Here is a 25,667-nt window from a genome sequence, read left to right as displayed (position 1 = left end):
GCGTGACCCGACGCACCAAGATCGTTTGCACTATGGGGCCGGCCACCGCCGACCCCGATGTCCTGCGGAATCTCGTCGACGCCGGAATGGACGTCGCCCGCCTGAATTTCAGCCACGGTGAACACGCCGACCACGAGGGCCACTACAACCGGGTCCGCGCTGCGTCGGAGGCCTCCGGGCACGCCGTCGGCATCCTCGCCGATCTCCAGGGGCCGAAGATCCGGCTCGGACGATTCGCCGAGGACCGCACCGTGTGGGAACACGGTGAAGTAGTCCGCATCACCGTCGACGACGTGGTCGGAGACCACGACCGCGTCTCGACCACCTACAAGGAACTCGCTCAGGACGCCGTCGCCGGCGACCGATTGCTCGTCGACGACGGCAAGGTCGGACTGGTCGTCGAGGCGGTCGAGGGCAACGACGTCGTCTGCCGCGTCATCGAGGGCGGACCCGTCAGCAACAACAAGGGTGTCTCCCTGCCGGGGATGAACGTCTCCGTTCCGGCCATGTCTGAGAAGGACATCGAGGATCTCGAGTTCGCCCTGCGCCTCGGTGTCGACTTCATCGCCCTGTCGTTCGTGCGGTCGCCGGCCGACGTCGAACTCGTTCACGAGGTCATGGACCGCGTCGGTCGGCACGTGCCGGTGATCGCCAAGCTCGAGAAGCCCGAGGCCGTCGAGAATCTCGAGGCCGTGGTCCTCGCCTTCGACGCGGTCATGGTGGCGCGTGGCGACCTCGGCGTCGAACTTCCGCTCGAGGAAGTGCCGCTCGTGCAGAAGCGCGCGATCCAGATTGCGCGCGAGAACGCCAAGCCCGTCATCGTCGCGACGCAGATGCTCGAATCGATGATCGAGAACTCGCGTCCCACCCGCGCCGAGGCCTCCGACGTGGCCAACGCCGTGCTCGACGGTGCCGACGCCGTGATGCTCTCGGGTGAGACATCGGTCGGCAAGTTCCCCGTCGAAACGGTCCGCACGATGGCGCGCATCATCGCCGCCGTCGAGTCGGATTCGACGGAAGTGCCTGCGCTGACGCATGTTCCGCGCACCAAGCGCGGTGTCATCTCGTATGCTGCCCGCGACATCGGCGAGCGTCTCGACGCCAAGGCGCTCGTCGCGTTCACCCAGTCGGGCGACACCGTGCGACGACTCGCGCGGCTGCACACCCCGCTGCCGCTGCTCGCCTTCACGCCGGTCCCGCACATCCGCAACCAGCTGGCGCTGACGTGGGGCACCGAGACCTTCTCGGTCGAGCCGGTCGACACCACCGACCAGATGGTCGAACAGGTCGACGCGGCGTTGCTGTCGCTCGGTCGGTACCAGCGCGGCGATCTCGTGGTGATCGTCGCCGGGGCGCCTCCGGGACGCTCGGGTTCGACCAACCTCATCCACGTGCACCGGCTGGGCGAGAAAGACAGCCGGTGACACTGTCGGACACGACGGATCTCGACGTTCTCCTCGGCCTGCTCGATCTGGAGCAGGTCGAGGAGAACGTCTTCCGTGGCGGTCATCCCGCACAGGTCGGCAGCCGCACCTTCGGCGGTCAGCTCGTCGCGCAGGCGCTCATCGCGGCCGGACGCACCGTGGGTGATCGTCCGGTGCACGCGATCAACGCCCATTTCATCCGGGGCGGCGACGTCAAGCGGCCCATCGACTACCACGTCGTCACCCACCGGGACGGCCGCGACTTCGCGAACCGAATGGTCACCGCTTACCAGGACGACCAGGAACTGTTCGTCATGCTCGCCGCCTTCCAGCGGTGGGGCAAGGGCCTCGAACACTCGGTGACCGTTCCTGATGTTCCACTGCCCGAAGCGCTCCCGCCGATCGGCGAACGCCTGCGCGGCTTCGAGGAGCAGTTGCCGCATTTCGTCGGCGCGCTCAAGCCGATCGACATGCGGTACGCCAACGACCCCGCCTGGGTGTTGCGGGGAACGGGGGAGAAGCTCGGCCACAACCGCGTGTGGATGCGCGCCGACGGGCAACTGCCCGACGATCCGCTGCTCCACGTCGCCACGCTGGCCTACGCGTCCGACACGACCGTCCTCGATTCGATCCTCACCACGCACGGCCTGTCGTGGGGGCTCGACCGGATCGTGGCGGCGACGGTCAACCATTCGATCTGGTTCCACCGTCCGCTCCGCTTCGACGAATGGCACCTGTACGCCACGGAATCCCCGGTGGCGGCCGGTTCCCGTGGGATGGCGACGGGCCGCTACTTCACCATCGAGGGCGAACTCGTCGCGACCGTCGTGCAGGAAGGGCTCATCCGTCACTTCCCGCCGCGTCGCCCGTCGGGGAGCTGATCGGCCGACCGATCGAGGGCGGCCGACAACGCACGCATGCCCTCCACGATCCGCGCCAGTTCCTCGGCACCGGTCTCCTCGCACAGGGCTCGCGCGGCGTCGGCGTGGGCGGGGCCGATGGCCCGGATCGCGTCGCGGCCGGCAGGCGTCATCGCGACGAGTTTGGCGCGACGGTGCGCCGGATTGGGTCGGTACTCCGCCAGGCCCTTGTCGACGAGGAGATCGGCGATGCGCTGCACGCTCTGCCGGGTGATGCCCATCTCGCGGGCGATCGCGGACACCGGCAGTGGCTCGGGGGAGACCGCACCGAGGACCTGCCACCAGGCCGCGGTCAGGCCCACGGGACGCGCCAGGCTCTCGGCCAGCGCGAGGAACTGCCCGTTGAGGCGGAAGGCCGTCAGTGCGGCCGCGCTGAGCAGCTCGGCCGGGTGCTGCTCGGCGGCGTTCTGCTCACTCGCGTTCTGCCCCGCCGCGTACTGTTCCGTCACGACCCGGACGCCATGAGGTCGTAGTAGCCGCGCGGGTCGCGCTCGCCGTAGAGGGCGTACCAGGCGTCGAGGACGCGCGGTTCGTACATGTCGAGCCGGGCGAAGATCGCGCGGGCGAAGTCGACCGGGGCGATGCCGCTCGCGGTGATGAGATCGCCGTCCGTGACCGCGGGTTCGTCCCGGTACAGATCGGCGCCACCGTATCCGACGCTCTGCAGGAATTCCCGAGCGTTGCTCGTGTGCGGCCGCTCGTCGAGCAGGCCGGCAGCCGCGAGCGCTCCGGTCGCGCCACAGATCGCGGCCACCGGAACGCCGGCGTCGAGGAATTGCCGGGTCTTGTCGACGAACGGGGTGTAGGCGTCGGTCGGCCAGATGTCGTTGCCCGCGAGGATCAGCATCGCGCTGTCCTCCGGCGTGACGTCTGCGAGCACGGTGTCGGGAAGGATGCGGAGTCCGCCCTTGGTCGTGACCGGTTCCGTCGTGGCTCCGACGGTACGGACGCGGTACCGGCCGGGGTTGCGCTGCCATTCGGGATCCGCGATGTGTGGCGTGACGTATCCGATCTCCCAGTCCGCCAGGGTGTCGTACACGGCGACGTGAACTGTTTCGGTCATGACAATATGCTGACAAAACGGCAGTCTGCTGTCAATGGTGTCGCACTGCCGGTCGACGGTGATTTGCCGGGTGGTCGAGGCGGCGATTAGCCTTGATCAGGACCACGTCGTGGCGCCACTGTCGTCGAAGGTCGCACGCGACCTCATCGGAGGAGAACATGGGCAACACTCACGCGCAGACTGTGAGCACACGCGCTCGAAGCGCCGTGGCTCCTGCGTGTTGTCGTTGCCGCTGATCACCCCTGTCGGGGCTGCTCGCACTGCTCTCACGATTCCCCTGAGTCCGCTGTGACCGACGATCCGGCGGTGACCGGGAATTCCTCGCATCCGATGCGGTTCGAAAGGCACATCATGTCCGATTCGACGGTATTGCCCGTCATCGATCTGTCCGATCTCGACGGCGACGACACCACACGCAACGCCCTGCTCGATCGCCTCCGGGAGGCCACCCACGAGATCGGGTTCTTCCATCTCGCCGGTCACGGGATCGACCCCGCGCTCGCCGACGAACTCGTCGCGGCGGCCCGCGAATTCTTCGCTCTCCCCGAGGCGGACAAGCTCGCGATCGAGAACATCCGCTCACCCCACTTCCGCGGCTACACCCGTGTCGGTGGCGAACGCACCCAGGGCTACGTCGACTGGCGCGAACAGCTCGACATCGGCCCGGAACGCGACGCCGTTGCCGGGATCGACCCCGATCGCCCCTGGGAGGTGCTGCACGGCCCCAATCTGTGGCCCGAGCAGGTCCCCCGATTGCGCGAGCTCGCCCTGCGCTGGATCGACGAGGCCGGTGACGTCGGACGCCGGCTGCTCGGCGCGTGGGCCGAATCCCTCGGTGCCCCCGCCGATCACTTCGAGGAGGCCTTCGCCGATCCCGATCCGCTGTTGAAGATCGCGCGGTATCCCGGGCACGACCGCTCGGTCACCGGTCAAGGGGTCGGCAGCCACAAGGACGTCGGCGCGCTGACGTTGCTGTATCCCGAGCCCGGGAGCACCGGCTTCCAGGTCGAACGCGACGGACGGTGGGTCGACATCGACCCGCTCCCAGGACATTTCATCGTCAACATCGGCGAACTCCTCGAGGTCGCCACCGGCGGTTACCTCCAGGCGACCGTCCATCGTGTGCTGCCGCCCCCGGCGGGCACCGACCGCGTGTCGCTGCCCTTCTTCCTCAATCCCGGTCTCGACCGCGAACTCCCGGCGGTGGAGTTGCCCGCGGATCTGGCCGCGGCCGCCCGCGGCGTCGGCCCCGACGCACACGGCGGCACGCTGCACGCCGTCTACGGCCTCAACGCACTCAAGTCCCGCCTGCGGGCACATCCGAACGTGGCGGAGCGTTTTCACGCGGATCTCCTCGCCCGCTTCGCCGCACCCCGATAATCGATCTGTCCGTCCCCGTATTTCCAACGTCCCCGCATTCCCAACGGAAGGTATCCACCCGATGTCACTGCGTCGTATCGTCGTCGCGTCCGCCGCGCTCACCCTCGCTGCGGGTCTCGCGGCCTGCTCGTCGTCCGAAGGTGACGACACCACCCTCCGGATCTCGGCGTCGTCCACCCCGCACGTCGAGATCCTCGACCAGATCGTGAGCACCGGGGCGCTGGGCGACTACAAGCTCGACATCGTCGAGATCACCGGTGAGGTCGATCCCAACGAACTGCTCGAGGCCGGTGACGTCGACGCGAACTTCTTCCAGCACGAGCCGTACCTGACGGACTGGCAGAAGCAGAAGGGTGTCGACGACCTCGTCGCCGTCGCCGACGTGCACCTCGAGCCCATCGGCCTCTACTCGAACAAGATCGCCTCGCTCGACGACCTGAAGGACGGCGACACCGTCGCCGTGCCGCGCGACACCACCAACTACGCCCGCGCGCTGTACCTGCTCGAGTCGGCCGGTCTGCTCGAGATGGACGTTCCGTTCGAGGAGGCCGACCTGTCGGTGGTGACCGAATCGAACATCACTGCCAACCCGAAGAATCTGAACCTCGTCGCCATCGAGCGTCCGCAGCTCGCCCGTCAGCTCGACGACGCCCAGATCACCGCCGCCGTGATCAACTCCAACTACGCGCTCGAAGCCGGCCTGAACCCGGCCGAGGACGCCATCGTCACCGAAGAGGTCGAGAACAACCCCTTCTCCAACCTGCTCGTCGTGCGGGCCGAGAACGAGAACGACCCGGCCGTGACCGCCCTGGCCGAGGCCCTCGAGTCGCCCGAGACGGCTGCCTGGATCGAGGAGACCTACTCCGGCGCCGTGCTGCCGGTCCACCCGACGAACTGATGATCGTCGTCGAGAACCTCGTCAAGACCTTCCCCGGAGCCGGGCGCTCCGGGGAGGTCGCGGCGTTGCGAGGGGTGTCGCTCGAGATCCCCGACGGCGAGATCTACGGCATCGTCGGCCCGTCCGGGTCCGGCAAGTCCACCCTTCTGCGCTGTCTGAACCTGCTCGAGCGACCCACCTCGGGACGGATCCTGCTCGGCGGGGACGACCTGTCGACCCTGTCCGGCGCGGAACTGCGAGCGGCGCGTCGCCGGATCGGGACGGTCTTCCAGCAGTTCAACCTGCTGCACTCGCGCACCGTGATCCGGAACGTCGAATTCCCGCTCGAAGTGGCGGGGATCGACAAGGACCAGCGCCGCAAGCGGGCGCTCGAGCTGCTCGATCTCGTCGGCCTGGCCGGCAAGGGGGAGAGCTATCCCTCGCAGTTGTCCGGTGGACAGCAGCAGCGCGTGGGCATCGCCCGCGCACTCGCCGTCGAACCCGAGGTACTGCTGTGCGACGAGGCCACGAGCGCCCTGGACCCGGACACCACCGATCAGGTCCTCGATCTCGTCGCCGAGGTGAACAGACGCCTGGGTGTCACGGTCGTGGTGATCACCCACGAACTCGGGGTGCTGCGCCGGATCTGCAGCTCGGCCGCGCGACTCGACGCCGGGCAGGTGGTCGAGACGGGCCGGATCGTCGATCTCGTCGCCGATCCCGAGTCGGCGCTCGGGCACGCACTCGTCCCGGTCGGTACCGACCCGTCGACGGGATCGGGCGCGGACACGGCGCTGGTCACCGCAATCGGTGATGCCGCGCACGGACCGTGGCTCGCGGAGATGATCCGCGAGCTCGATGCCGACATCGCTGTGGTCGGCGGCCGCGTCGAACAGGTCGGCAGCGTCACCGTGGGCCGGATGCGCCTGCGGTTCACGGCGGGCACCGATCGGACGCTCATCGAGGGATTCGTGGCCGATCGCCCGTATCTGACCCTGGCGTGGGGGACGGAAGCCGAACTGGAGGGACTCACGGAATGACGGTGCAGGCGCGATGAACAAACTGCAGTGGTACGAGGCATTCCCGGAGGTGTGGGAAGCCACCCTCGAGACGCTCTACATGGTTGCGGTGTCCTTCGTGCTCACCGTCGTCGGTGGTGTGCTCGTCGGGATCGTGTTGCAGTTGACGTCCCCGTCCGGACTGTGGCCGCGCAGGACGCTCAACACCGTTCTCGGCGTGATCGTCAACCTCTTCCGGTCGCTGCCCTTCCTCATCCTGCTGATCGCGCTGATCGGGTTCACCCGCTTCATCGTGGGCACCGCGATCGGACCGACCGCGGCGATCGTGCCGCTGACCATCGGTGCCATCCCGTTCTTCGGTCGGATCGTCGAATCCGCTCTACGGGAGGTTCCCCGGGGCCGGGTCGAGGCGGCCCAGGCGATGGGGGCCACCAACGCGCAGATCGTGCGCAAGGTGCTGTTGCCCGAAGCGCTGTCCCCGCTGATCGCCGGTGCCACCCTCACCCTGGTGCTGCTGGTGGGCTATTCGGCCATGGCCGGTGTCATCGGCGGCGGCGGTCTCGGCGACTTCGCGATCGTCTACGGCTACCAGCGGTTCAACACTCCGGTGCTGTTGCTCGCGGTGGTCGTGCTCATCGTGATGGTGCAGATCATGCAGTCGATCGGTGATCTGATGGTCCGCAGGCTCGCACACCGGCGGTGACGCCCGGAGTCGGACACGCCGGCGGTGACGCCCCACAGCCGGGCGCACCACCGGTGCGTCCGGCTCAGCGGTCGAGCTTCGCGATCGCTTCGTCGACGAGCGGGACGTAGCGGTCGAGGGACCACGGCACTGTGAGCGGATTGATCATCGACGATCCCGTGACGAACGGCTGTTCCTCCGGCGCGACGAACGACCCGCGTGCAATCGCCGGAATCTGCTGGTAGACCGGCTGCGATTCGATCTCCGCGCGGTTCGCGGGGTCGGAATAGAACGTGAAGATCAGATCCGACTCCGACAGCAGTCCGGCGTTCTCGAGGCCGATGACCGCAGAGTCGGTGCCCTCGGTCTCCTCGAGAGTCCGGGCGACCGGATCGACCGTCAGCCCGAGTCCGCGGACCATCGCCACGCGCTGCTCGTCGGGCATGAACACCCCGAGCGTTCCGGGACCGGTGTTGTAGATGTACGAGAACGTCACCCCGGCGTATTCGGGATGCTCGGCCGCGGTGCGTTCGAAGGTGTCCTCGATCCCCGTGATCAGACCCAGCGACTCGTCGTGCCTGCCGAGCGCGGTGCCGATGGTCTCGATCTGATCCTGCCAGGTGATCGTCCAGGGCAGTTCGGGGTAGGCGACGGTCGGGGCGATCGCCGACAGCAGGTCGTACTGCTCCTGCGTGATGCCGGACCACGGCGCGAGGATGACGTCCGGAGCGAGTCGGGCGATCGCCTCGACGTCCACCTCGGCGCCACCGGTGAACTGCTCGGGCAGCGGCTCGCCGCGTTCGGTCAGTTCCTCGTGGATCCAGGGCAGATATCCGGTTTCGTCGCTGCCCCAGGGATATTCCTCCATCCCCACCGGGGTGACACCCAGTGCGATCGCCGTCTCGGCCGAACCCATCCCGAGTGTCACGACCCTCTCGGGCTGCGCGTCGATCTCGGCGGTGCCCAGCGCGTGCTCGATCGCGACGGGTTCGAAGTCGCCGGTCGGAGAACCGTTCGAGTCGTCGCCACCACCGGACGAGCAGGCGGTGAGTGCGACGGCGGCGAGCACGACTACCGCGCGTGACCCGAGGCGGCGCGGGGACAGGAAATTCATGGGTACCTCTCACTGATCGGACCGGTTCGAGAGGTGAGCCTAACCTTCTGAAGGGACTGTCGGTTACCGACAGATTTCCGGGCCGTCCACAACTTCGTGATGTCCCACAAACAGAGCACAAGACGAATGTCACATTTGATAGTATTCTGTTACCGAAACCGCTCACGGTCCGAGCGGAGGAGGGGACGGCCGCACTCGGCCACCGCGGGGGTCTGCTCATCACCGACGATTCGTCGACCGGGAACGATGAGTGGATGCGGGAGTACGAGATGCGCCGTTCCGGGGAGGAACGGAGATGCTCATGGTTGCATCCACGGACGAGAGGTCCGATTCGATGCCACGCTCGAGTCGGCGGATTCTCGCGATCATCGCACTCACGGGGATGCTCACGATCGGATTCCTGGCTGCGGTGTTCACCGGGTCGTATCTGATCGGTGCCGCATTCGCCATGCTCACCGGCGCGTGCATCGTGCTGGCGCACCTGATGATCGCGCCCGCCTCGATCATCCACGACGACGAGACGGAGACCGCGACCCGTCCCGAGATCCGTGAACGGTGGCATCCGCTCGGTAGCGGATCCTGAGCTCGTCCCGGCCCGCCGACGTCGCGGCGCCGCCGCGACACGCGGGTTCCCCGGACGGGCGGGTGTGCTCGGTTAGCATCTTGCCCGTGACCGACTCGCTGCGCATCCTCGTCTACAGCGACGATGCGACCGTGCGGCAACAGGTTCGTGATGCCCTCGGTACCCGCCTGCACCCGGATCTGCCTCCACTCGACTACGTCGAGGTCGCGACACCGCCGGTCGTCGTCGAACGCATGCACGCCGGCGACATCGCCCTCGCCGTGCTCGACGGTGAGGCCGCCCCCGCGGGCGGCATGGGCCTCGCGAAACAACTCGAGGACGAACTCGACTCGTGCCCGCCGATCATCGTGTTGATCGCCCGGGCCGACGACGAATGGCTCGCCCGCTGGTCGGGCGCCGAGGTGGCGCTGCGTCATCCCGTCGACCCGATCCGGCTCGGCCGGCAGGTCCTCGCGCTGCTCACCCCTCGCTCGCGCCCCTCCTGACCCTTCCGGCGCGCGACCGCCCGGCCGCGAACTCGTATGTGGGGCCGGAGAATCTACCCCCCTTCCGGTTGTCGAGCAGCCCGACACGCCGCCCCGAATCGAGGGCGTGAAATCGCGACAAGTCCGACGCGAACAGCACTAGTGTGTGCCGTGACTCACAACCCTGGGCCGGGGCGGAACCGCCCGGTGCGCGGCGGGGGTGGGTTCGCGGGCGACGAGCAGACCCGCGGCCGGATTCGCGCGAGCAACCGGAGGTCGCATGAACGCTTACGTACCGATCCTGGTACTCGGTGGCATCGCGCTTGCCTTCGCGGTCTTCTCCGTCGCGGTGGCGAGCCTCGCGGGCCCGAGCCGATACAACCGCGCCAAGCTCGACGCGTACGAGTGCGGCATCGACCCCACACCCCAGCCGGTGGGAGGTGGCCGCTTCCCGGTGAAGTACTACCTCACCGCGATGCTGTTCATCATCTTCGACATCGAGATCGTCTTCCTGTACCCGTGGGCGGTCCATTTCGACGCGCTCGGCGTCTTCGGTCTGGCGGCGATGGCGCTGTTCATGTTCAACGTCTTCGTCGCCTACGCCTACGAGTGGAAACGAGGAGGCCTGACATGGGACTGACGACCCGCGTACACGACGGGATGTCCTGCAAGCGAACGGGTTACGAGAACGGGCGACCCACGGCCGGGCGTCCGGTCCGATTCCGGGGGAGGTGACGGGCGATGGGCATCGAGGAGAAGGTCCCCAGCGGTTTCCTGCTCAGCACCGTCGAGACCCTCGCCGGTTTCGCGCGCAAGGGCTCCTTGTGGCCGGCGTCCTTCGGGCTCGCGTGCTGCGCCATCGAGATGATGGCCACCGCCGGTGGCCGCTACGACATCGCCCGCTTCGGTATGGAGGCCTTCCGGGCCTCCCCGCGACAGGCTGACGTCATGATCGTCGCCGGCCGCGTCAGCCAGAAGATGGCCCCCGCCCTGCGCCGCGTCTACGACCAGATGGTCGAACCCAAGTGGGTGCTCGCGATGGGCGTGTGCGCCTCGTCGGGCGGCATGTTCAACAACTACGCGATCGTCCAGGGGGTCGACCACGTCGTCCCCGTCGACATCTACCTCCCGGGCTGCCCGCCCCGGCCCGAGATGCTCCTGCACGCCATCCTCACGCTGCACGAGAAGATCGCGCAGATGCCCCTGGGTGTGAACCGGGCCGAGGCGATCCGCGCCGCCGAGGAAGCGGCCCTGGCCCAACGTCCCCTCATCGAACTGACGGTGCCGCCGCGATGACCGATCTCGAACGGACAGGATCCGACCACGACCGCGCCGACGAGGTGATCGCCGTCCGACGCGGCATGTTCGGGGTGCGTGGATCCGGTGACACCAGCGGCTACGGCCGCCTCGTGCGCCGGGTGACGCTGCCCGGCAGCACCGAGCGACCCTACGGCGGGTACCTCGACGCCCTCGTCGACACGCTCGAGGACGTCCTCGACGAGCGATCCGGCGACACCGGCGTCGGCTATGCCCAGGCGGTCGAGAAGGTCGTCGTGCACCGCCACCAGCTGACCGTCTTCGTCCGCCGCGAACATCTGCCGCTGGTGGCCCGCACCCTGCGCGACCATGCGGACCTCCGCTTCGAACTGTGCCTCGGGGTCAGCGGGGTGCACTACCCGCAGGAGACGGGCCGCGAACTGCACGCGGTGTATCCGCTCGTCTCGATCACCCACAACCGTCGGATACGGCTCGAGGTCGCGATCCCCGACAGCGACCCACACGTCCCGTCGCTCTACCGCACCTACCCGACGAACGACTGGCACGAGCGCGAAACCTACGACTTCTTCGGAATCGTCTTCGACGGGCACCCCGCGCTCACCCGCATCGAGATGCCCGACGACTGGCACGGACATCCCCAACGCAAGGACTACCCTCTCGGCGGAATCCCGGTGGAGTACAAGGGCGCCCGGATCCCACCACCCGACGAACGGAGGGCGTACACGTGACGAGCGAACCCGCGACCGAGACCGTCTTCGACGCCGTCGGACGCGACTGGGACGACATCACCGCTGCCGTACGCGACAGCGGTGAGGACCACATCGTCGTCAACATGGGCCCCCAGCACCCGTCCACCCACGGGGTGCTGCGCCTGATCCTCGAGATCGACGGCGAGACCGTCACGGAGGCCCGCTGCGGAATCGGCTATCTGCACACCGGAATCGAGAAGAACCTCGAATTCCGCAACTGGACGCAGGGCGTCACCTTCGTCACGCGCATGGACTACCTCGCCCCGTTCCACAACGAGACGGCCTACTGCCTCGGCGTCGAGAAGCTGCTCGGCATCGAGGATCTCGTCCCCGAACGCGCGCAGGTCGTGCGGGTGATGCTCATGGAACTCAACCGCATCTCCTCGCACCTGGTGGCGCTGGCCACCGGTGGCATGGAACTCGGCGCGACCACCCCGATGCTGTTCGGTTTCCGCGAACGCGAACTGATCCTCGACGTCTTCGAGACGATCACCGGACTGCGGATGAACCACTCCTACATCCGGCCCGGCGGACTGTCCCAGGACCTGCCCGACGAGGCCGTGCCGATGATCCGCGACCTGCTCGCGCTCCTGCCCGGCCGGCTCGCCGACCTCGAAGCCCTGTTCACCGACAACCCCATCTTCATCTCACGCACCCGCGACATCGGCTGCCTCGATCTCACGGGCTGCATGGCCCTCGGGATCACCGGACCGATCCTGCGGTCCACCGGACTGCCCTACGACCTGCGCCGCGCCGAACCCTACTGCGGCTACGAGACCTACGAGTTCGACGTCGTCACCGCCGAGGGATCCGACTGCTACGCGCGCTATCTCGTCCGGATCGGGGAGATGCGCGAATCGCTGAAGATCGTCGAACAGTGCCTCGACCGGCTCCGCCCCGGACCGGTGATGGTTCAGGACGGCAAGATCGCCTGGCCGTCGAAACTGCAGCTCGGACCGGACGGACTCGGCAACTCGCCCGACCACATCCGGCACATCATGGGCGAGTCGATGGAGGGTCTGATCCACCACTTCAAGCTCGTCACCGAAGGCATCCGTGTTCCGGCGGGACAGGTCTACATCGGCGTCGAATCGCCACGCGGCGAACTCGGCGTCCACATGGTCAGCGACGGCGGCACACGCCCGTACCGCGTGCACTACCGCGACCCGTCGTTCACGAATCTGCAGGCCGTCGCGGCGATGTGCGAGGGCGGCATGGTCTCCGACGTGATCGCCGCCGTCGCCAGCATCGACCCGGTGATGGGGGGAGTGGACCGATGAGCACCGAATTCGTGCGGGCCGCGGGCTCGGAGACCGCCGGCACCGCGGCCACGAGCGAGACCACCGCCGCCGTGCCGATGACCGAACCGGCCGGGCGCGAACCCGTCCTCGTGCCGCTCGGGCCGCGACCCGACGAGGACACCTATCTCACCCCGCCCGACGCACCGCGCCGCTATCCCGACGACGTCCGCGCCCGCCTCGACGCCGACGCCGACCGGATCGTCGCGCGCTACCCGCAGCCACGATCGGCGCTGCTGCCGCTGCTGCACCTCGTGCAGGCGGAGGACGGTTACATCACGCCGGCCGGCATCGAGTTCTGCGCCCGGCGGCTCGGACTCACCGGCGCCGAGGTCGCCGCCGTCTCCACCTTCTACACCATGTACCGTCGCTCGCCGACCGGCCGCCACCACGTCGGAGTGTGCACGAACGCGCTGTGCGCGACGATGGGCGGCGACGAGATCTTCTCCGCGCTGTGCACCCGGCTCGGCGTCGGACACGACGAGACCACCGCCGACGGTGCGATCACCCTCGAGCACATCGAATGCAACGCGGCCTGCGACTACGCCCCGGTGATGACCGTCGACTGGGAACTGTTCGACAACCGCACCGTCGACTCCGCGATCGAACTCGTCGACGACCTGCTCGCCGGCGGCACACCCACACCGACGCGCGGCGCACCGCTGCGCAGCTTCCGCGACACCGCGCGCCTGCTCGCAGGCATCCCCGACGACCGGCCCGGTGTACTCGAGGCCGCCGGTACCGCCGGACCGGCCTCCCTCGCCGGGCTCGAGGTCGCCCGCGAGCACGACATGCAGGCACCGGAACCCCCGGCGAAGGACGAGGCCGTCGTCACCGTCGGGAAATCCCCGACGGGTCTGACCCCCGTGCTCACCCGCTACTGGGACGAGGAACAGGCGTGGACCCTCGACACCTACCGGCGGCACGGCGGATACGAGGCCCTGCCCATCGCACTCGGAATGGAGCCGGATGCGGTCATCGCCGCGGTGAAGGACTCCGGGATCCGCGGTCGCGGCGGCGCCGGATTCTCCACGGGCACCAAGTGGTCGTTCATTCCGCAGGGCGACGACAAACCGCACTATCTCGTCGTCAACGCCGACGAATCCGAACCGGGCACCTGCAAGGACATCCCGTTCATGCTGGCTACCCCGCACGCCCTCGTCGAAGGCGTGATCATCGCCGCGTATGCGATCCGCGCCCGGCACGCGTTCGTCTATCTCCGCGGGGAAGCCGTCCCGGTGCTGCGGCGCCTGCACGCCGCGGTCGCGGAGGCCTACGAGGCCGGTTACCTCGGACGCGACATCCTCGGCTCCGGGTACGACCTCGAACTCGTCGTCCACGCCGGTGCAGGCGCATACATCTGCGGTGAGGAGACGGCGCTGCTCGACTCCCTCGAAGGACGCCGCGGCCAACCACGCCTGCGCCCACCCTTTCCCGCCGTCGCCGGCCTGTACGCGTGCCCCACCGTCGTCAACAACGTCGAATCCATCGCGAACGTCCCGCTCGTCATCCGCAACGGTGTGGACTGGTACCGCTCGATGGGCACCGAGAAATCACCGGGTTTCGCGATGTTCTCGCTCTCCGGGCATGTCACCACCCCCGGCCAGTACGAGGCCCCGCTCGGCATCACGCTGCGGGAGTTGCTCGGCTACGCCGGTGGAGTGCGCGCCGGTCACCGGCTCAAGTTCTGGACACCGGGTGGTTCGTCGACCCCGATCTTCACCGACGAACACCTCGACGTCCCCCTGGACTACGAGAACGTCGCCGCCGCCGGGTCGATGCTCGGGACCCGGGCCCTGCAGATCTTCGACGAGACCACCTGTGTCGTCCGTACGGTGCTGCGCTGGACCGAGTTCTACGCGCACGAATCGTGCGGCAAGTGCACGCCGTGCCGCGAAGGCACCTGGTGGCTCGTGCAGATCCTCGAGCGGCTCGAGCACGGTCAGGGTACCGAGGCCGACCTGGAGAAGCTGCTCGACATCTCCGACAACATCCTCGGCCGGGCGTTCTGCGCGCTCGGGGACGGCGCGACGAGCCCGATCACGTCGTCGCTGAAGTATTTCCGCGACGAATACCTCGCCCACTTCGAGCACGGCGGCTGCCCGTTCGACCCGCATCTGTCGACGCTCGCCGCCGACACTCCAGCGGAAGGAAACGAGCGATGACCGCCGTGTCCGGTGCCGGTGCGGAGAAGTCCGAGACCACCGACCTCGTGAACGTCACCATCGACGACACCGAGATCGCCGTGCCCAAGGGCACTCTCGTGATCCGTGCCGCCGAACTGATCGGGGTCCAGATCCCGCGGTTCTGCGATCACCCGCTGCTCGAACCGGTCGGCGCGTGCCGCCAGTGCCTCGTCGAGGTCGAGGGCCAACGCAAACCGCTCGCCTCGTGCACCTCGGTGGTCACCGACGGGATGGTCGTGCGCACCCAGTTCACCTCACCGGTGGCCGACAAGGCCCAGCGCGGCGTGATGGAACTGCTGCTCATCAACCATCCGCTCGACTGCCCGGTGTGCGACAAGGGTGGCGAGTGCCCGCTGCAGAACCAGGCGATGTCCAACGGGCGCGCCGAATCCCGCTTCGAGGACACCAAACGCACCTACCCGAAACCCATCGCGATCTCCTCGCAGGTGCTCCTCGACCGCGAACGGTGCGTGCTGTGCGCGCGGTGCACCCGCTTCGCCGACCAGATCGCGGGCGACCGGTTCGTCGACATGCTCGACCGCGGGGCGCTGCAGCAGGTCGGTATCTACACCGAAGAACCGTTCGAGTCGTACTTCTCCGGCAACACCGTCCAGATCTGCCCGGTCGGCGCGCTCACCGGCGCCGCCTACCGGTTCCGCGCCCGCCCGTTCGATCTCGTCTCCACGCCGAGCGTGTGCGAACACTGCGCGAGTGGCTGCGCCCAACGCACCGATCATCGTCGCGGTGCCGTGCTGCGCCGCCTCGCCGGGGACGACCCCGAGGTCAACGAGGAATGGAACTGCGACAAGGGACGCTGGGCGTTCACCTACGCCACTGCCGACGATCGCCTCACGACACCGCTCGTCCGCGACGACACCGGAGCGCTCGTCCCCGCCTCGTGGATCGAGGCGCTCGGCGTCGCCGCCCGCGGGCTGGCGGCGGCGCGCGGTAGGGCCGGGGTGCTCACCGGCGGCCGGCTCACCGTCGAGGACGCCTACGCGTACGCGAAGTTCGCGCGAACGGCGCTCGGCACCAACGACATCGACTTCCGTAGCCGTCCCCTGTCGGAGGAGGAGACGGCCTTCCTCGCCTCGCGGGTCGCCGGACGGCGCCTCGACGTCACCTACCGCGACCTCGACCGCGCGCCCGCGGTGCTGCTCGTCGGATTCGAACCGGAGGAGGAATCGCCGATCGTGTTCCTGCGGCTGCGCAAGGCGGTCCGCCGGAACCGGTTGCAGGTCTTCGCGATCGCCCCCTTCGCCTCGCGCGGCGTCCACAAGCTGTCGGGGCGGGTCCAACAGTGCGTGCCGGGCGGCGAGGCGCACGCACTCGACGCGATCCGCACCGGCGCATCCGCCGACGTCGCGGCTGCGCTCGGAGCTCCCGGTGCGATCGTGCTGGTGGGGGAGAGGGCTGCAGCGTCGCCCGGCACACTGTCCGCTGCCGCGGCCCTCGCCGACGGGACCGGAGCCCGCCTCGCGTGGATCCCGCGCCGCGCCGGTGATCGCGGAGCACTCGAGGCCGGTGCCTTCCCGACACTTCTCCCCGGCGGTCGCCCGGTCCGCGACCCGCAGGCCCGGCGCGACACGGAGTCGGCGTGGGGTCTCCCGGCCGGCACCCTGCCGACGGAACCGGGTCGCGACACCGCCGCCCTCCTCACTGCGGCCGCCGAGGGTGAAATCGGTGCGCTCGTGGTCGCCGGCGTCGATCCCGCCGATCTGCCCGACCCCGATGCCGCACTCGCGGGTCTCGACGGTGCCGGATTCGTCGTGAGTCTGGAAGTGCGACGCAGCGCGGTGACCGACCGCGCCGACGTCGTCTTCCCCGTCGCGCCGGTGGTCGAAAAGGCCGGGAGCTTCCTCGACTGGGAGGGGCGCGAACGAGCCTTCCCGATCGCGCTCCGTGACACCGGGGCACTGCCCGACCATCGGGTGCTCGCGGCGATCGCCGACGCGATGGACATCGATGCCGGTCTCGGTGATCCCGGCCCCCACGACGTCGAGACCCTGCGCCACGAACTCACGGAACTCGGACGATGGGCGGGCACCGTCCCGGAGATGCCGGAAGTGTCCCCGCGGTCTCCGCGACGTCCCGTCCTCGGGGAAGCGGTCCTGGCCACCTGGCGGATGCTGCTCGACGCGGGCCGGTTGCAGGACGACGAACCGCACCTCGCCGGAACGGCGCACGAACCCGTCGCCCGGCTGTCGGCCGCGACGGCCGCGGAGATCGGCGCCGCCGACCATCATTCGCTCACCGTCTCCACCGCGCGCGGCTCGATCACGCTGCCGCTGGTGGTCGACGACCTGCCCGACCGTGTCGTCTGGCTGCCCACCGCATCCCCGGGATCGATGGTGCACGTCGAGCTCGGCGTCGCCTCCGGTGATGTGGTGCGGATCCGGGCCGCCACGCCGGGTTCCGGATCGGTCGAGGAGGATCCGCGATGAGCGTCACCGCCCAGCAGCCCGTGGATCTGTCGATGTTCGGCATCGACCCGTGGTGGCTCGTCGTCGTCAAGGCCGTGGCGATCTTCGCGTTCCTCGTCCTGACGACGCTCGTGATGATCCTCGCCGAACGCAAGATCATGGCCTGGATGCAGATGCGCGTCGGACCCGACCGGGTGGGGCCGAAAGGACTGTTCCAGACCGTCGCCGACGGCCTGAAACTCGCGCTCAAGGAAGGCATCATCCCGACCGGGGTGGACAAGCCGATCTACATGCTCGCCCCGATCATCGCGACGGCCCCGGCGTTCATGGCGTTCGCGGTCGTCCCGTTCGGGCCGGAGGTGTCGATTCTCGGGAACCGGACGCCGTTGCAGCTCACGGATCTTCCGGTCGCGGTGCTCTACGTCCTGGCGATCACCTCCGTCGGTGTCTACGGCATCGTGCTCGCCGGCTGGGCCTCCGGTTCGACCTATCCGCTGCTCGGCGGGCTCCGTTCGACCGCGCAGGTCATCTCGTACGAGATCGCGATGGGACTCGCGTTCGCCGCGGTCTTCCTGCAGGCGGGCACGATGTCGACCTCGGGCATCGTCGCCGCGCAGAACGACCTGTGGTTCGTCGTGCTGCTGCTGCCGTCCTTCCTGGTGTATTCGGTGTCGATGGTGGGGGAGACCAACCGCGCTCCCTTCGACCTGCCCGAGGCCGAGGGTGAGCTGGTGGGCGGTTTCCACACCGAGTACTCGTCGCTACGGTTCGCGATGTTCATGCTCGCGGAGTACGTCAACATGGTCACCGTCTCCGCGCTCGCGACCACCCTGTTCCTCGGCGGCTGGCACGCGCCGTGGCCGTTGACGTTGTGGAGCGGCGCGAACTCGGGCTGGTGGCCGCTGCTGTGGTTCGTGATCAAGGTGTGGGTCGTGCTGTTCGTCTTCGTGTGGCTGCGCAGCACCCTGCCGCGACTGCGGTACGACCAGTTCATGGCCCTGGGCTGGAAACTGCTCATCCCCGTCTCGGTGGTGTGGGTGATGATCGCGGCCGCGCTGCGCATCCTCGACACCGACGACGTCCTGCCCGGCACCGCGAGCCTCATCGTCGCCGGTGTACTGTCCACCGCTCTGCTGTTCGCCTACCTCACCGTGCGGGGGCGGCGGACCCGGCGCCTCGCCCAGGCGACGGAACCGCCGGCCGACGTCGACGCGGAGTTCGACGCCATGGCCGGTGGCTTCCCCGTGCCGCCACTACCTGCTCGGTCGAGCACCCGATCGAGTCCGCCCGCCTCGGCGGGTCGTCTCCCAGGAGGATCGTGATGGTCGAATTCCGCGGCCCGCTCGCCGGTTTCGGTGTGACGCTCACGACGATGTTCAAGAAGCCCAACACCGAGCAGTATCCGGAACAGAAGAGACCCACCGCACCCCGCTACCACGGACGCCACCAGCTCAACCGGTATCCGGACGGACTCGAGAAGTGCATCGGCTGTGAACTGTGCGCGTGGGCGTGCCCGGCCGACGCGATCCACGTCGAGGGCGCCGACAACACCGACGAAGAGCGGTACTCGCCCGGCGAACGGTACGGGCGCGTCTACCAGATCAACTACCTGCGGTGCATCGGTTGCGGACTGTGCATCGAGGCGTGCCCGACCCGCGCGCTGACGATGACGAACGAGTACGAGATGGCCTCCGACAACCGCACCGACATGATCTACGAGAAGGACCGTCTGCTCGCACCCCTCGAACCCGGGATGCAACCACCTCCGCATCCCATGGCGCCCGGCGCCACCGACGAGGACTACTACCGGGGCACGATCCCCGTCCCGGAACACGCATCCGCCACCGACGGGGAGGAGGGCCGGTGACCACTGCCCTGCTCGCCGCCGAACTCACCACGACCTCCACCGGGGAGGCCGTGCAGTTCTGGATCCTCGGTGCCGTCGCAGTACTCGGGGCGCTCGGCGTCGTCGTCGCTCCGAAGGCCGTGTACTCGGCGCTGTTCCTCGCCATGACGATGATCGTGCTCGCCGTCTTCTACATCGCGCAGGACGCGTTGTTCCTCGGTGTGGTGCAGGTCGTCGTCTACACCGGTGCCGTGATGATGCTGTTCCTGTTCGTGCTCATGCTCGTCGGTATCGACTCCGCCGATTCCCTCGTCGAAACGATCAAGGGGCAGCGCGTTCTCGCGATCGTCGTGGCTGTCGGATTCGCGGTGATGCTCATCGGCGGCATCGGGAACACCGCGGTCTCCGGCTTCGCGGGACTCGACGCCGCCAACGCCGGCGGCAACGTCGAGGGTATCGCGGTGTTGCTGTTCATCGACTACGTCTGGGCGTTCGAACTCACCGGAGCGCTGCTCATCACCGCCACCGTCGGGGCGATGGTGCTCGCCCACCGGGAACGTCTGCAGCCGAGGCAGACCCAACGCGAACTCGCCGCACGCCGGTTCCGCGACGGGGAGCGGGTCACTCCGTTGCCGGCCGCGGGTGTCTATGCCCGCCACAACGCCGCCGACGTCCCGGCCCTGCTCCCGGACGGAACATTCTCGGAACTGTCGGTCGGTGAGCTGCTCGGCCGCATCGGACGCGACTGGGACCACGCCGATCTGGGCCTGCGCGAACCCGGCGACGACGCGAGGAAGGATCGGCGATGAACCCCGAGAACTACCTCTACCTGTCCGCACTGCTGTTCACCATCGGCGCAGTGGGAGTTCTCCTCCGCCGCAACGCCATCGTCGTGTTCATGTGCGTCGAGTTGATGCTCAACGCCGCCAACCTGGCGTTCGTCACGTTCGCGCGGATGCACGGCAATCTCCACGGACAGGTGTTCGCCTTCTTCACGATGGTCGTCGCGGCCGCCGAGGTCGTCGTCGGCCTCGCGATCATCGTGACGATCTTCCGGACGAGGAGATCGGCCTCCGTCGACAACGCCGACCTGCTCAAGTACTGACGATTCCACGAGGACGGTGAGTGTGAGAGCCCACGACGAACCGAGAGGACACGCGGCATGACTTCGTTCCTGAACTCGGCGCTGTGGACGATACCGGCACTGCCCCTGGCCGGCGCGTTCGTTCTGTTGCTCCTCGGGCGTCGCAGCGACGGCTGGGGACATCTGCTCGGATGTGCCACGGCGGTCGCCTCCTTCGTCGGCGGCGTCGTCATGTTCGTCGGACTTCTCGGACTCGACGCGAGCGAGAGACTCGCACAGCAGACCGTGTTCACCTGGGTGCCGGTCGGCGAACTGCAGGTCGATCTCGGACTCGGGCTCGATGCGCTGTCCATCTGCTTCGTACTGCTCATCACCGGCGTGGGCTCGCTGATCCATCTCTATTCGATCGGATACATGGCGCACGATCCGGAGCGTCGGAAGTTCTTCGCTTATCTGAACCTGTTCCTCGCGGCGATGTTGGTACTCGTCCTCGCCGACAACTTCCTCGTCCTGTACGTCGGATGGGAGGGCGTCGGTCTCGCCTCGTACCTGCTCATCGGCTTCTGGCAGTACAAGCCCACCGCCGCGACCGCCGCGAAGAAGGCGTTCGTCGTCAACCGCGTCGGCGACATGGGGTTGCTCGTCGCCCTCATGATCATGTTCGCGACCTTCGGGAGCCTCGACTACGACACGGTCTTCGCCGCGGTGCCCGCGGCGAGCGAGGGCACCGTAACCGCGATCGGCCTGTGCCTCCTCCTGGCCGCGTGTGCGAAATCCGCCCAGCTGCCACTGCAGTCGTGGCTCGGCGACGCCATGGAGGGCCCCACCCCGGTCTCCGCGCTCATCCACGCCGCGACCATGGTCACCGCCGGTGTCTACCTCGTGGTCCGCGCGAACGCGATCTTCGACGCCGCACCGGCCGCGCGACTCGCGGTGGTGATCGTCGGCGCAGCGACGCTGCTCTTCGGCGCGATCATCGGCTGCGCCAAGGACGACATCAAGAAGGCGCTCGCGGCATCGACGATGAGCCAGATCGGCTACATGGTGCTCGCCGCCGGTCTCGGTCCCGCCGGGTACGCCTTCGCGATCCTGCACCTGCTCACCCACGGCTTCTTCAAGGCCGGGTTGTTCCTCGGTGCCGGCTCGGTGATGCACGCGATGAACGACGAGACCGACATGCGCCGCTTCGGCGGGTTGCGCGCGGTCATGCCGATCACCTTCGCCACCTTCGGGCTGGGGTATCTCGCGATCATCGGGATCCCGCCGTTCGCCGGGTTCTTCTCCAAGGACAAGATCATCGAGGTGGCGTTTGCCGCCGGCGGTGTCGAAGGCATCGTGCTCGGTGTCGTCGCGCTGCTCGGTGCGGGGCTGACCGCCTTCTACATGACCCGCGTGATGATCCTGACCTTCTTCGGCGACCGGCGCTGGGCGCCCGACGCCGCCCCGCACGAGTCGCCGGCCTCGATGACCTGGCCGATGATCGCACTCGCCGTCGGCTCGGTCGGCGCCGGCGGGTTGCTGGTGCTCGGTGGCGCGTTGCAGCACTGGCTCGAACCCGTCGTCGGCTACGACCATCACGAAGGTGGCCTGCCCGTCTGGCTCGTCACCACCGTCACTCTGGCGGTCGTGCTCGCCGGTGTCGCCGTCGCCTACCGGCAGTACGCCCGCGAACCGGTCCCGGAGACGGCGCCCGAGGCGGTGTCGGCGCTGACCGTCGCCGCACGCCGCGACCTCTACGGCGACGCCGTGAACGAAGCGGTGTTCATGCGTCCCGGTCAGGGTCTGGTGCGCGCCCTCGATGCCGTGGAGTCCACCGGCATCGACGGCTCCGTCACCGGCGCCGCCACCGGGATCGGTGCGCTCTCGCGCGGACTGCGCCGCCTGCAGACCGGCTTCGTCCGCTCGTACGCGTTGTACATGTTCGCCGGCGCGACCGTCGTGGTCGGCGCGCTCGTCCTGGTGACGTTGTGATGGGGGTGTACTGGTGACCACCGTTCCCTGGTTGACGATCCTGTGGGTGCTCCCGCTGCTCGGCGCCGCCGTGATCGCGGCTCTGCCCGCTCGCCGGGGTCCGGCCGTCAGGTCGATCGCCCTCGCGGTGTCGATCGCCGTTCTGGTGGTCGCGGTCATCGTCGCCGTCGGATTCGACCGCGGGGGAGAGCGTTTCCAGTTCGTCGAATCGCACGACTGGATCCCCTCCTTCGGCGCCGGCTATCGGCTCGGCGTCGACGGCATCGCCCTGGTACTGGTCCTGTTGACCGCCGCGCTCGTGCCGTTGCTCCTGGCTGCCGGGTGGCACGATCATCGGGCCGCCGACGAGGAGGGCGACGCGGCCCGCCCGCGTTCGGCGCACACCTACGTGGCGCTGATCCTGCTCGTCGAGTCGATGGTGCTCGTGTCGTTCACCGCCCTCGACATCCTGCTGTTCTACGTCTTCTTCGAGGCGATGCTCGTCCCGATGTATTTCCTCATCGGCGGGTTCGGTTCCCCGGGGACACCGCGCGCCGACCGGGCACGTGCCGCCGTGAAGTTCCTGCTGTACAACCTGCTCGGTGGACTGGTGATGCTCGCCGCGTTGATCGGCCTGTACGTGGTCACCGCCCGGTCCGGGCTTGGGGAGAGCGCGGGAGTGGGCACCTTCGACGTCCGGACCGTCACCGCCGCCGCCGTCGCCGGCGATCTCGACGCGACCCCTGCCGTGCTCGGCGCACTGTGCTTCGGTTTCCTCGTCGCCTTCGCGGTGAAGGCCCCGCTGTGGCCGCTGCACGGCTGGCTGCCCGACGCGGCGGTGCGGACCACGCCGGTCGCGGCGGTGCTCATGATGGCCGTGGTCGACAAGGTCGGAACCTTCGGCATGTTGCGCTACTGCCTTCAGTTGTTCCCCGACGCCTCGGTGACCTTCGCGCCGGTCGTGGTGACCCTCGCCGTCATCGGCATCGTCTACGGTGCCGTGCTCGCGATCGGCCAGACCGACGTGATGCGCCTGATCGCCTACACCTCCATCTCGCACTTCGGGTTCATTGTCCTCGGCATCTTCGCGCTGACCGCACAGGGGCAGGCCGGCTCGACCCTGTACATGGTCAACCACGGGATCTCCACGGCCGCACTGTTCCTCATCGCCGGTTTCCTCGTCTCGCGACGTGGCGACCGCACCATCGCGGCCTACGGCGGGGTGCAGAAGGTCGCCCCGGTCCTCGCCGGAACCTTCCTCGTCGCGGGACTGGCGACCCTGTCCCTGCCCGGACTCGCACCGTTCGTCAGCGAGTTCCTGGTCTTCGTCGGCACCTATCCGCGCTATCAGGTGGCCGCGGTGATCGCGACACTCGCGCTCGTGCTGTCCGCGCTCTACGTGCTGTGGCTCTACCAGCGCATGATGGGCGGACCCGTGCGCCTGCCCGGCGGGGACGACGGTGACGACGGTTCCGAACCCACGCGCAGGCTCTCCGATCTCGTGCCGCGTGAGATCGCGGTGGTCGCGCCGCTGATCGCGCTGCTGCTCGTTCTGGGGATCTATCCCAAACCCGCGCTCGACGTCATCACCCCCGCGGTCGACGACACGCTCGTCTCGATCGACATCTCCCGGCCCGAACCGGTGGTGCCCGCCGAGCGGCCCGTCGCCGAGAGTGGTGTACCCGCCCGTGGTTCCGAGGAAGGTGAAGCCGAATGAACCCCTCCGAGGGCATCGTCGTTCTTGCCGCATCACTTCCCGCCCCGGCGATCGACTACGGACTGATCGCACCGATCCTCATCGTGTTCGCCGCAGCCGTCGTCGGTGTACTGATCGAATCCTTCGTGCCGGCCTCGGCACGTTATCTCGCCCACGTGGTCCTGACGACGGTCGCGCTGGTCGCGGCGTTCGTCGCGGTGGTGATGCTCGCGGGAACCCGCGCGACCACCCTGTCGGGGGCGGTCGTGATCGACGGACCGGCACTGTTCCTGCAGGGATCGGTCCTGATCGTGGCGTTGCTGTCGGTCGCGCTCGTCGCGGAACGGAGTATCGAACAGGTTCGTACGCACTCGGTTCCGCACGCCGCGGTCGGTGCGCATCTCGATGCGTTCGCGCCCCAGGCGTCGGCGATCCCGGGTACCGCGGCAGAGCGGCAGGCACTCGCGGCGGGCGGCGAGCGCACGGAGGTCTTCCCGCTCCTGCTGTTCGCGGTGGGCGGGATGCTCGTGTTCCCGGCCTCGAACGACCTGCTGACGATGTTCATCGCACTCGAAGTGCTGTCGCTGCCGCTGTACCTGCTGTGCGGACTGGCGCGGCGCCGCCGGTTGCTCTCCCAGGAAGCGGCACTGAAGTACTTCCTGCTGGGCGCGTTCTCGTCGGCGTTCTTCCTGTACGGGGTGGCGATGCTCTACGGCTACGCCGGGACCGTCCACCTCGGTGGGATCGCCCTGGCGATCGACGCCGGTGCGGGCAACGAGACCACCGCGCTCGTCGGGGTGGGTCTGCTGGCCGTCGGGTTGCTCTTCAAGATCGGGGCGGTGCCGTTCCATTCGTGGACACCGGACGTCTACCAGGGGGCACCGACCCCCGTCACGGCGTTCATGGCCGCCGCGACCAAGATCGCCGCGTTCGGTGCGCTGCTGCGTGTGCTCTATGTCGCGGTTCCCGGCGCCGCCGACCAGTGGCGTCCGATCCTGTGGGCCGTCGCGATCGCGACGATGGTCGTCGGCGCGGTCCTGGCGGTGACACAGAACGACATCAAGCGCATGCTCGCGTACTCGGCGATCAGCCACACCGGATTCGTGCTCACCGGTGTCGTCGCCGGAACCGTGTCCGGGGTGTCGTCGACGCTGTTCTACCTGCTCGTCTACGGCATCGGGACGGTCGGGGTGTTCGCCGTGGTGACGCTCGTCCGCGACCCGGACGGCGAGGCATGGGAGTTGTCGCGGTGGGCCGGTGTCGGGCGGCGCTCCCCGCTGCTCGGCGGGGCGTTCGCGCTGTTCCTGCTGTCGCTCGCCGGCATTCCGCTCACCAGCGGATTCATCGCGAAATTCGCAGTCTTCGGCGCCGCGATCGAGGGCGGTGCGGCTCCGCTCGTGATCATCGGTGTGCTGGTCAGCGCGGTCGCCGCGTACTTCTATGTGCGGGTGATCGTGCTGATGTTCTTCACCGACCCGACCGACGACGCCCCGCGGCTCGCGACCTCGACCGTGGCGACGAGCGCGGCCATCGCATTCGCGGCGGTGGCGACGGTGCTGCTCGGCATCCTGCCGCAACCCGTCCTCGACCTCGCCGAGCGGGCGGCCGTGTTCGTGCTCTGACCACCAACG

The 25,667-nt window shown here is 68.3% G+C and carries 24 protein-coding genes; 21 read left to right on the top strand and 3 right to left on the bottom strand.

Annotated elements, in window-relative coordinates:
- Window positions 1-2 precede the first annotated feature (2 nt).
- Both pyk and U9J23_RS13965 read left to right on the top strand, forming a co-directional pair.
- Window positions 3-1,424, top strand: a complete 1,422-nt coding sequence (gene pyk, locus U9J23_RS13970) for a pyruvate kinase (protein WP_059381022.1) — start codon at window positions 3-5, stop codon at window positions 1,422-1,424.
- The gene (locus tag U9J23_RS13965; protein ID WP_085468362.1) at window positions 1,421-2,305 is read left to right on the top strand and encodes an acyl-CoA thioesterase II; all 885 of its coding nucleotides are present in this window, start codon (window positions 1,421-1,423) and stop codon (window positions 2,303-2,305) included. The genes pyk and U9J23_RS13965 overlap by 4 nt, the downstream gene beginning before the upstream one ends.
- Here U9J23_RS13965 and U9J23_RS13960 read toward each other — a convergent pair.
- Both U9J23_RS13960 and U9J23_RS13955 read right to left on the bottom strand, forming a co-directional pair.
- Entirely contained in the window at window positions 2,272-2,793 is a 522-nt protein-coding gene (locus U9J23_RS13960; RefSeq protein ID WP_059381024.1) for a MarR family winged helix-turn-helix transcriptional regulator, read from the bottom strand. The genes U9J23_RS13965 and U9J23_RS13960 overlap by 34 nt on opposite strands.
- Window positions 2,790-3,407, bottom strand: a complete 618-nt coding sequence (locus U9J23_RS13955) for a DJ-1/PfpI family protein (RefSeq protein ID WP_059381025.1) — start codon at window positions 3,405-3,407, stop codon at window positions 2,790-2,792. Before U9J23_RS13955 ends, U9J23_RS13960 begins: the two co-directional genes overlap by 4 nt.
- A gap of 351 nt (window positions 3,408-3,758) precedes the next feature.
- Here U9J23_RS13955 and U9J23_RS13950 point away from each other — a divergent pair, with 351 nt between their 5' ends.
- From U9J23_RS13950 to U9J23_RS13935, 4 genes are all read left to right on the top strand, one after another.
- A complete protein-coding gene (locus U9J23_RS13950; protein ID WP_085468537.1) occupies window positions 3,759-4,787 on the top strand; it encodes an isopenicillin N synthase family dioxygenase in 1,029 nt (342 codons plus the stop codon).
- Between the two features lie 61 nt (window positions 4,788-4,848).
- Window positions 4,849-5,685 (top strand): MetQ/NlpA family ABC transporter substrate-binding protein, encoded by an 837-nt coding sequence (locus tag U9J23_RS13945; RefSeq protein WP_059381026.1) that lies wholly within the window; start codon window positions 4,849-4,851, stop codon window positions 5,683-5,685.
- On the top strand, window positions 5,685-6,704 hold the full coding sequence (locus U9J23_RS13940) for a methionine ABC transporter ATP-binding protein (protein WP_059381027.1): 1,020 nt from the start codon (window positions 5,685-5,687) through the stop codon (window positions 6,702-6,704). The genes U9J23_RS13945 and U9J23_RS13940 overlap by 1 nt, the downstream gene beginning before the upstream one ends.
- Window positions 6,705-6,717: 13 nt before the next feature.
- The gene (locus tag U9J23_RS13935; RefSeq protein ID WP_059381028.1) at window positions 6,718-7,386 is read left to right on the top strand and encodes a methionine ABC transporter permease; all 669 of its coding nucleotides are present in this window, start codon (window positions 6,718-6,720) and stop codon (window positions 7,384-7,386) included.
- A 64-nt stretch (window positions 7,387-7,450) separates the two neighbouring features.
- Here U9J23_RS13935 and U9J23_RS13930 read toward each other — a convergent pair whose 3' ends face one another.
- The gene (locus tag U9J23_RS13930; protein ID WP_059381029.1) at window positions 7,451-8,479 is read right to left on the bottom strand and encodes an iron-siderophore ABC transporter substrate-binding protein; all 1,029 of its coding nucleotides are present in this window, start codon (window positions 8,477-8,479) and stop codon (window positions 7,451-7,453) included.
- Window positions 8,480-8,813: 334 nt separating this feature from the next.
- Between U9J23_RS13930 and U9J23_RS13925 the strand changes: the two genes are divergently transcribed.
- The 15 genes from U9J23_RS13925 to nuoN all read left to right on the top strand — a co-directional run bounded on the left by U9J23_RS13925 (window position 8,814) and on the right by nuoN (window position 25,658).
- Window positions 8,814-9,062, top strand: coding sequence for a hypothetical protein (locus tag U9J23_RS13925; protein WP_226949846.1), 249 nt, complete (start codon window positions 8,814-8,816; stop codon window positions 9,060-9,062).
- Between the two features lie 80 nt (window positions 9,063-9,142).
- Entirely contained in the window at window positions 9,143-9,547 is a 405-nt protein-coding gene (locus U9J23_RS13920) for a response regulator transcription factor (RefSeq protein ID WP_080678464.1), read from the top strand.
- A 259-nt stretch (window positions 9,548-9,806) separates the two neighbouring features.
- The gene (locus U9J23_RS13915; protein WP_016935086.1) at window positions 9,807-10,166 is read left to right on the top strand and encodes an NADH-quinone oxidoreductase subunit A; all 360 of its coding nucleotides are present in this window, start codon (window positions 9,807-9,809) and stop codon (window positions 10,164-10,166) included.
- Window positions 10,167-10,267: 101 nt separating this feature from the next.
- A complete protein-coding gene (locus tag U9J23_RS13910; RefSeq protein ID WP_059381031.1) occupies window positions 10,268-10,822 on the top strand; it encodes a NuoB/complex I 20 kDa subunit family protein in 555 nt (184 codons plus the stop codon).
- Complete coding sequence (locus tag U9J23_RS13905; protein WP_059381032.1) at window positions 10,819-11,532, top strand: NADH-quinone oxidoreductase subunit C; 714 nt, start codon at window positions 10,819-10,821, stop codon at window positions 11,530-11,532. The genes U9J23_RS13910 and U9J23_RS13905 overlap by 4 nt, the downstream gene beginning before the upstream one ends.
- Window positions 11,529-12,833 carry an NADH-quinone oxidoreductase subunit D gene (locus U9J23_RS13900; RefSeq protein ID WP_059381033.1) on the top strand — a complete coding sequence of 435 codons (1,305 nt, stop codon included), beginning with the start codon at window positions 11,529-11,531 and terminating at the stop codon, window positions 12,831-12,833. The genes U9J23_RS13905 and U9J23_RS13900 overlap by 4 nt, the downstream gene beginning before the upstream one ends.
- Window positions 12,830-15,016, top strand: a complete 2,187-nt coding sequence (nuoF, locus tag U9J23_RS13895) for an NADH-quinone oxidoreductase subunit NuoF (protein WP_145709811.1) — start codon at window positions 12,830-12,832, stop codon at window positions 15,014-15,016. The genes U9J23_RS13900 and nuoF overlap by 4 nt, the downstream gene beginning before the upstream one ends.
- The gene (locus U9J23_RS13890; protein ID WP_085468358.1) at window positions 15,013-17,481 is read left to right on the top strand and encodes an NADH-quinone oxidoreductase subunit G; all 2,469 of its coding nucleotides are present in this window, start codon (window positions 15,013-15,015) and stop codon (window positions 17,479-17,481) included. The genes nuoF and U9J23_RS13890 overlap by 4 nt, the downstream gene beginning before the upstream one ends.
- Entirely contained in the window at window positions 17,478-18,782 is a 1,305-nt protein-coding gene (gene nuoH / locus U9J23_RS13885; protein ID WP_059381035.1) for an NADH-quinone oxidoreductase subunit NuoH, read from the top strand. The genes U9J23_RS13890 and nuoH overlap by 4 nt, the downstream gene beginning before the upstream one ends.
- Window positions 18,782-19,327, top strand: coding sequence for an NADH-quinone oxidoreductase subunit NuoI (gene nuoI, locus U9J23_RS13880; protein WP_059381036.1), 546 nt, complete (start codon window positions 18,782-18,784; stop codon window positions 19,325-19,327). The genes nuoH and nuoI overlap by 1 nt, the downstream gene beginning before the upstream one ends.
- Complete coding sequence (locus U9J23_RS13875; protein ID WP_059381037.1) at window positions 19,324-20,115, top strand: NADH-quinone oxidoreductase subunit J; 792 nt, start codon at window positions 19,324-19,326, stop codon at window positions 20,113-20,115. Before nuoI ends, U9J23_RS13875 begins: the two co-directional genes overlap by 4 nt.
- Window positions 20,112-20,411: an NADH-quinone oxidoreductase subunit NuoK gene (gene nuoK / locus U9J23_RS13870; protein ID WP_006554035.1), complete on the top strand. Its 300-nt coding sequence runs from the start codon at window positions 20,112-20,114 to the stop codon at window positions 20,409-20,411. Before U9J23_RS13875 ends, nuoK begins: the two co-directional genes overlap by 4 nt.
- A gap of 57 nt (window positions 20,412-20,468) precedes the next feature.
- Window positions 20,469-22,361: an NADH-quinone oxidoreductase subunit L gene (gene nuoL / locus U9J23_RS13865; RefSeq protein WP_326598429.1), complete on the top strand. Its 1,893-nt coding sequence runs from the start codon at window positions 20,469-20,471 to the stop codon at window positions 22,359-22,361.
- A gap of 13 nt (window positions 22,362-22,374) precedes the next feature.
- Entirely contained in the window at window positions 22,375-24,057 is a 1,683-nt protein-coding gene (locus U9J23_RS13860; RefSeq protein ID WP_059381039.1) for an NADH-quinone oxidoreductase subunit M, read from the top strand.
- Complete coding sequence (gene nuoN, locus U9J23_RS13855) at window positions 24,054-25,658, top strand: NADH-quinone oxidoreductase subunit NuoN (protein ID WP_272268705.1); 1,605 nt, start codon at window positions 24,054-24,056, stop codon at window positions 25,656-25,658. Before U9J23_RS13860 ends, nuoN begins: the two co-directional genes overlap by 4 nt.
- The last annotated feature ends 9 nt before the right edge of the window (window positions 25,659-25,667 follow it).

Origin of the sequence: Rhodococcus sp. PD04 (assembly GCF_035918275.1) — a bacterium.
GTDB classification, from domain to species: domain Bacteria; phylum Actinomycetota; class Actinomycetes; order Mycobacteriales; family Mycobacteriaceae; genus Rhodococcus; species Rhodococcus rhodochrous.
The sequence above is the reverse complement of the archived record's forward strand: the minus strand, read 5'-3'. Positions and strand labels throughout refer to the sequence as shown.

Coding starts and splice junctions, on each gene's coding strand:
- nuoF (WP_145709811.1), top strand. CDS start 12,830: ATGAGCACCGAATTCGTGCGGGCCGCGGGCTCGGAGACCGCCGGCACC.
- U9J23_RS13935 (WP_059381028.1), top strand. CDS start 6,718: ATGAACAAACTGCAGTGGTACGAGGCATTCCCGGAGGTGTGGGAAGCC.
- U9J23_RS13925 (WP_226949846.1), top strand. CDS start 8,814: ATGCCACGCTCGAGTCGGCGGATTCTCGCGATCATCGCACTCACGGGG.
- nuoI (WP_059381036.1), top strand. CDS start 18,782: ATGGTCGAATTCCGCGGCCCGCTCGCCGGTTTCGGTGTGACGCTCACG.
- U9J23_RS13955 (WP_059381025.1), bottom strand. CDS start 3,407: ATGACCGAAACAGTTCACGTCGCCGTGTACGACACCCTGGCGGACTGG.
- U9J23_RS13905 (WP_059381032.1), top strand. CDS start 10,819: ATGACCGATCTCGAACGGACAGGATCCGACCACGACCGCGCCGACGAG.
- U9J23_RS13910 (WP_059381031.1), top strand. CDS start 10,268: ATGGGCATCGAGGAGAAGGTCCCCAGCGGTTTCCTGCTCAGCACCGTC.
- U9J23_RS13930 (WP_059381029.1), bottom strand. CDS start 8,479: ATGAATTTCCTGTCCCCGCGCCGCCTCGGGTCACGCGCGGTAGTCGTG.
- nuoN (WP_272268705.1), top strand. CDS start 24,054: ATGAACCCCTCCGAGGGCATCGTCGTTCTTGCCGCATCACTTCCCGCC.
- U9J23_RS13950 (WP_085468537.1), top strand. CDS start 3,759: ATGTCCGATTCGACGGTATTGCCCGTCATCGATCTGTCCGATCTCGAC.
- U9J23_RS13945 (WP_059381026.1), top strand. CDS start 4,849: ATGTCACTGCGTCGTATCGTCGTCGCGTCCGCCGCGCTCACCCTCGCT.
- U9J23_RS13890 (WP_085468358.1), top strand. CDS start 15,013: ATGACCGCCGTGTCCGGTGCCGGTGCGGAGAAGTCCGAGACCACCGAC.
- nuoK (WP_006554035.1), top strand. CDS start 20,112: ATGAACCCCGAGAACTACCTCTACCTGTCCGCACTGCTGTTCACCATC.
- U9J23_RS13940 (WP_059381027.1), top strand. CDS start 5,685: ATGATCGTCGTCGAGAACCTCGTCAAGACCTTCCCCGGAGCCGGGCGC.
- U9J23_RS13915 (WP_016935086.1), top strand. CDS start 9,807: ATGAACGCTTACGTACCGATCCTGGTACTCGGTGGCATCGCGCTTGCC.
- nuoL (WP_326598429.1), top strand. CDS start 20,469: ATGACTTCGTTCCTGAACTCGGCGCTGTGGACGATACCGGCACTGCCC.
- nuoH (WP_059381035.1), top strand. CDS start 17,478: ATGAGCGTCACCGCCCAGCAGCCCGTGGATCTGTCGATGTTCGGCATC.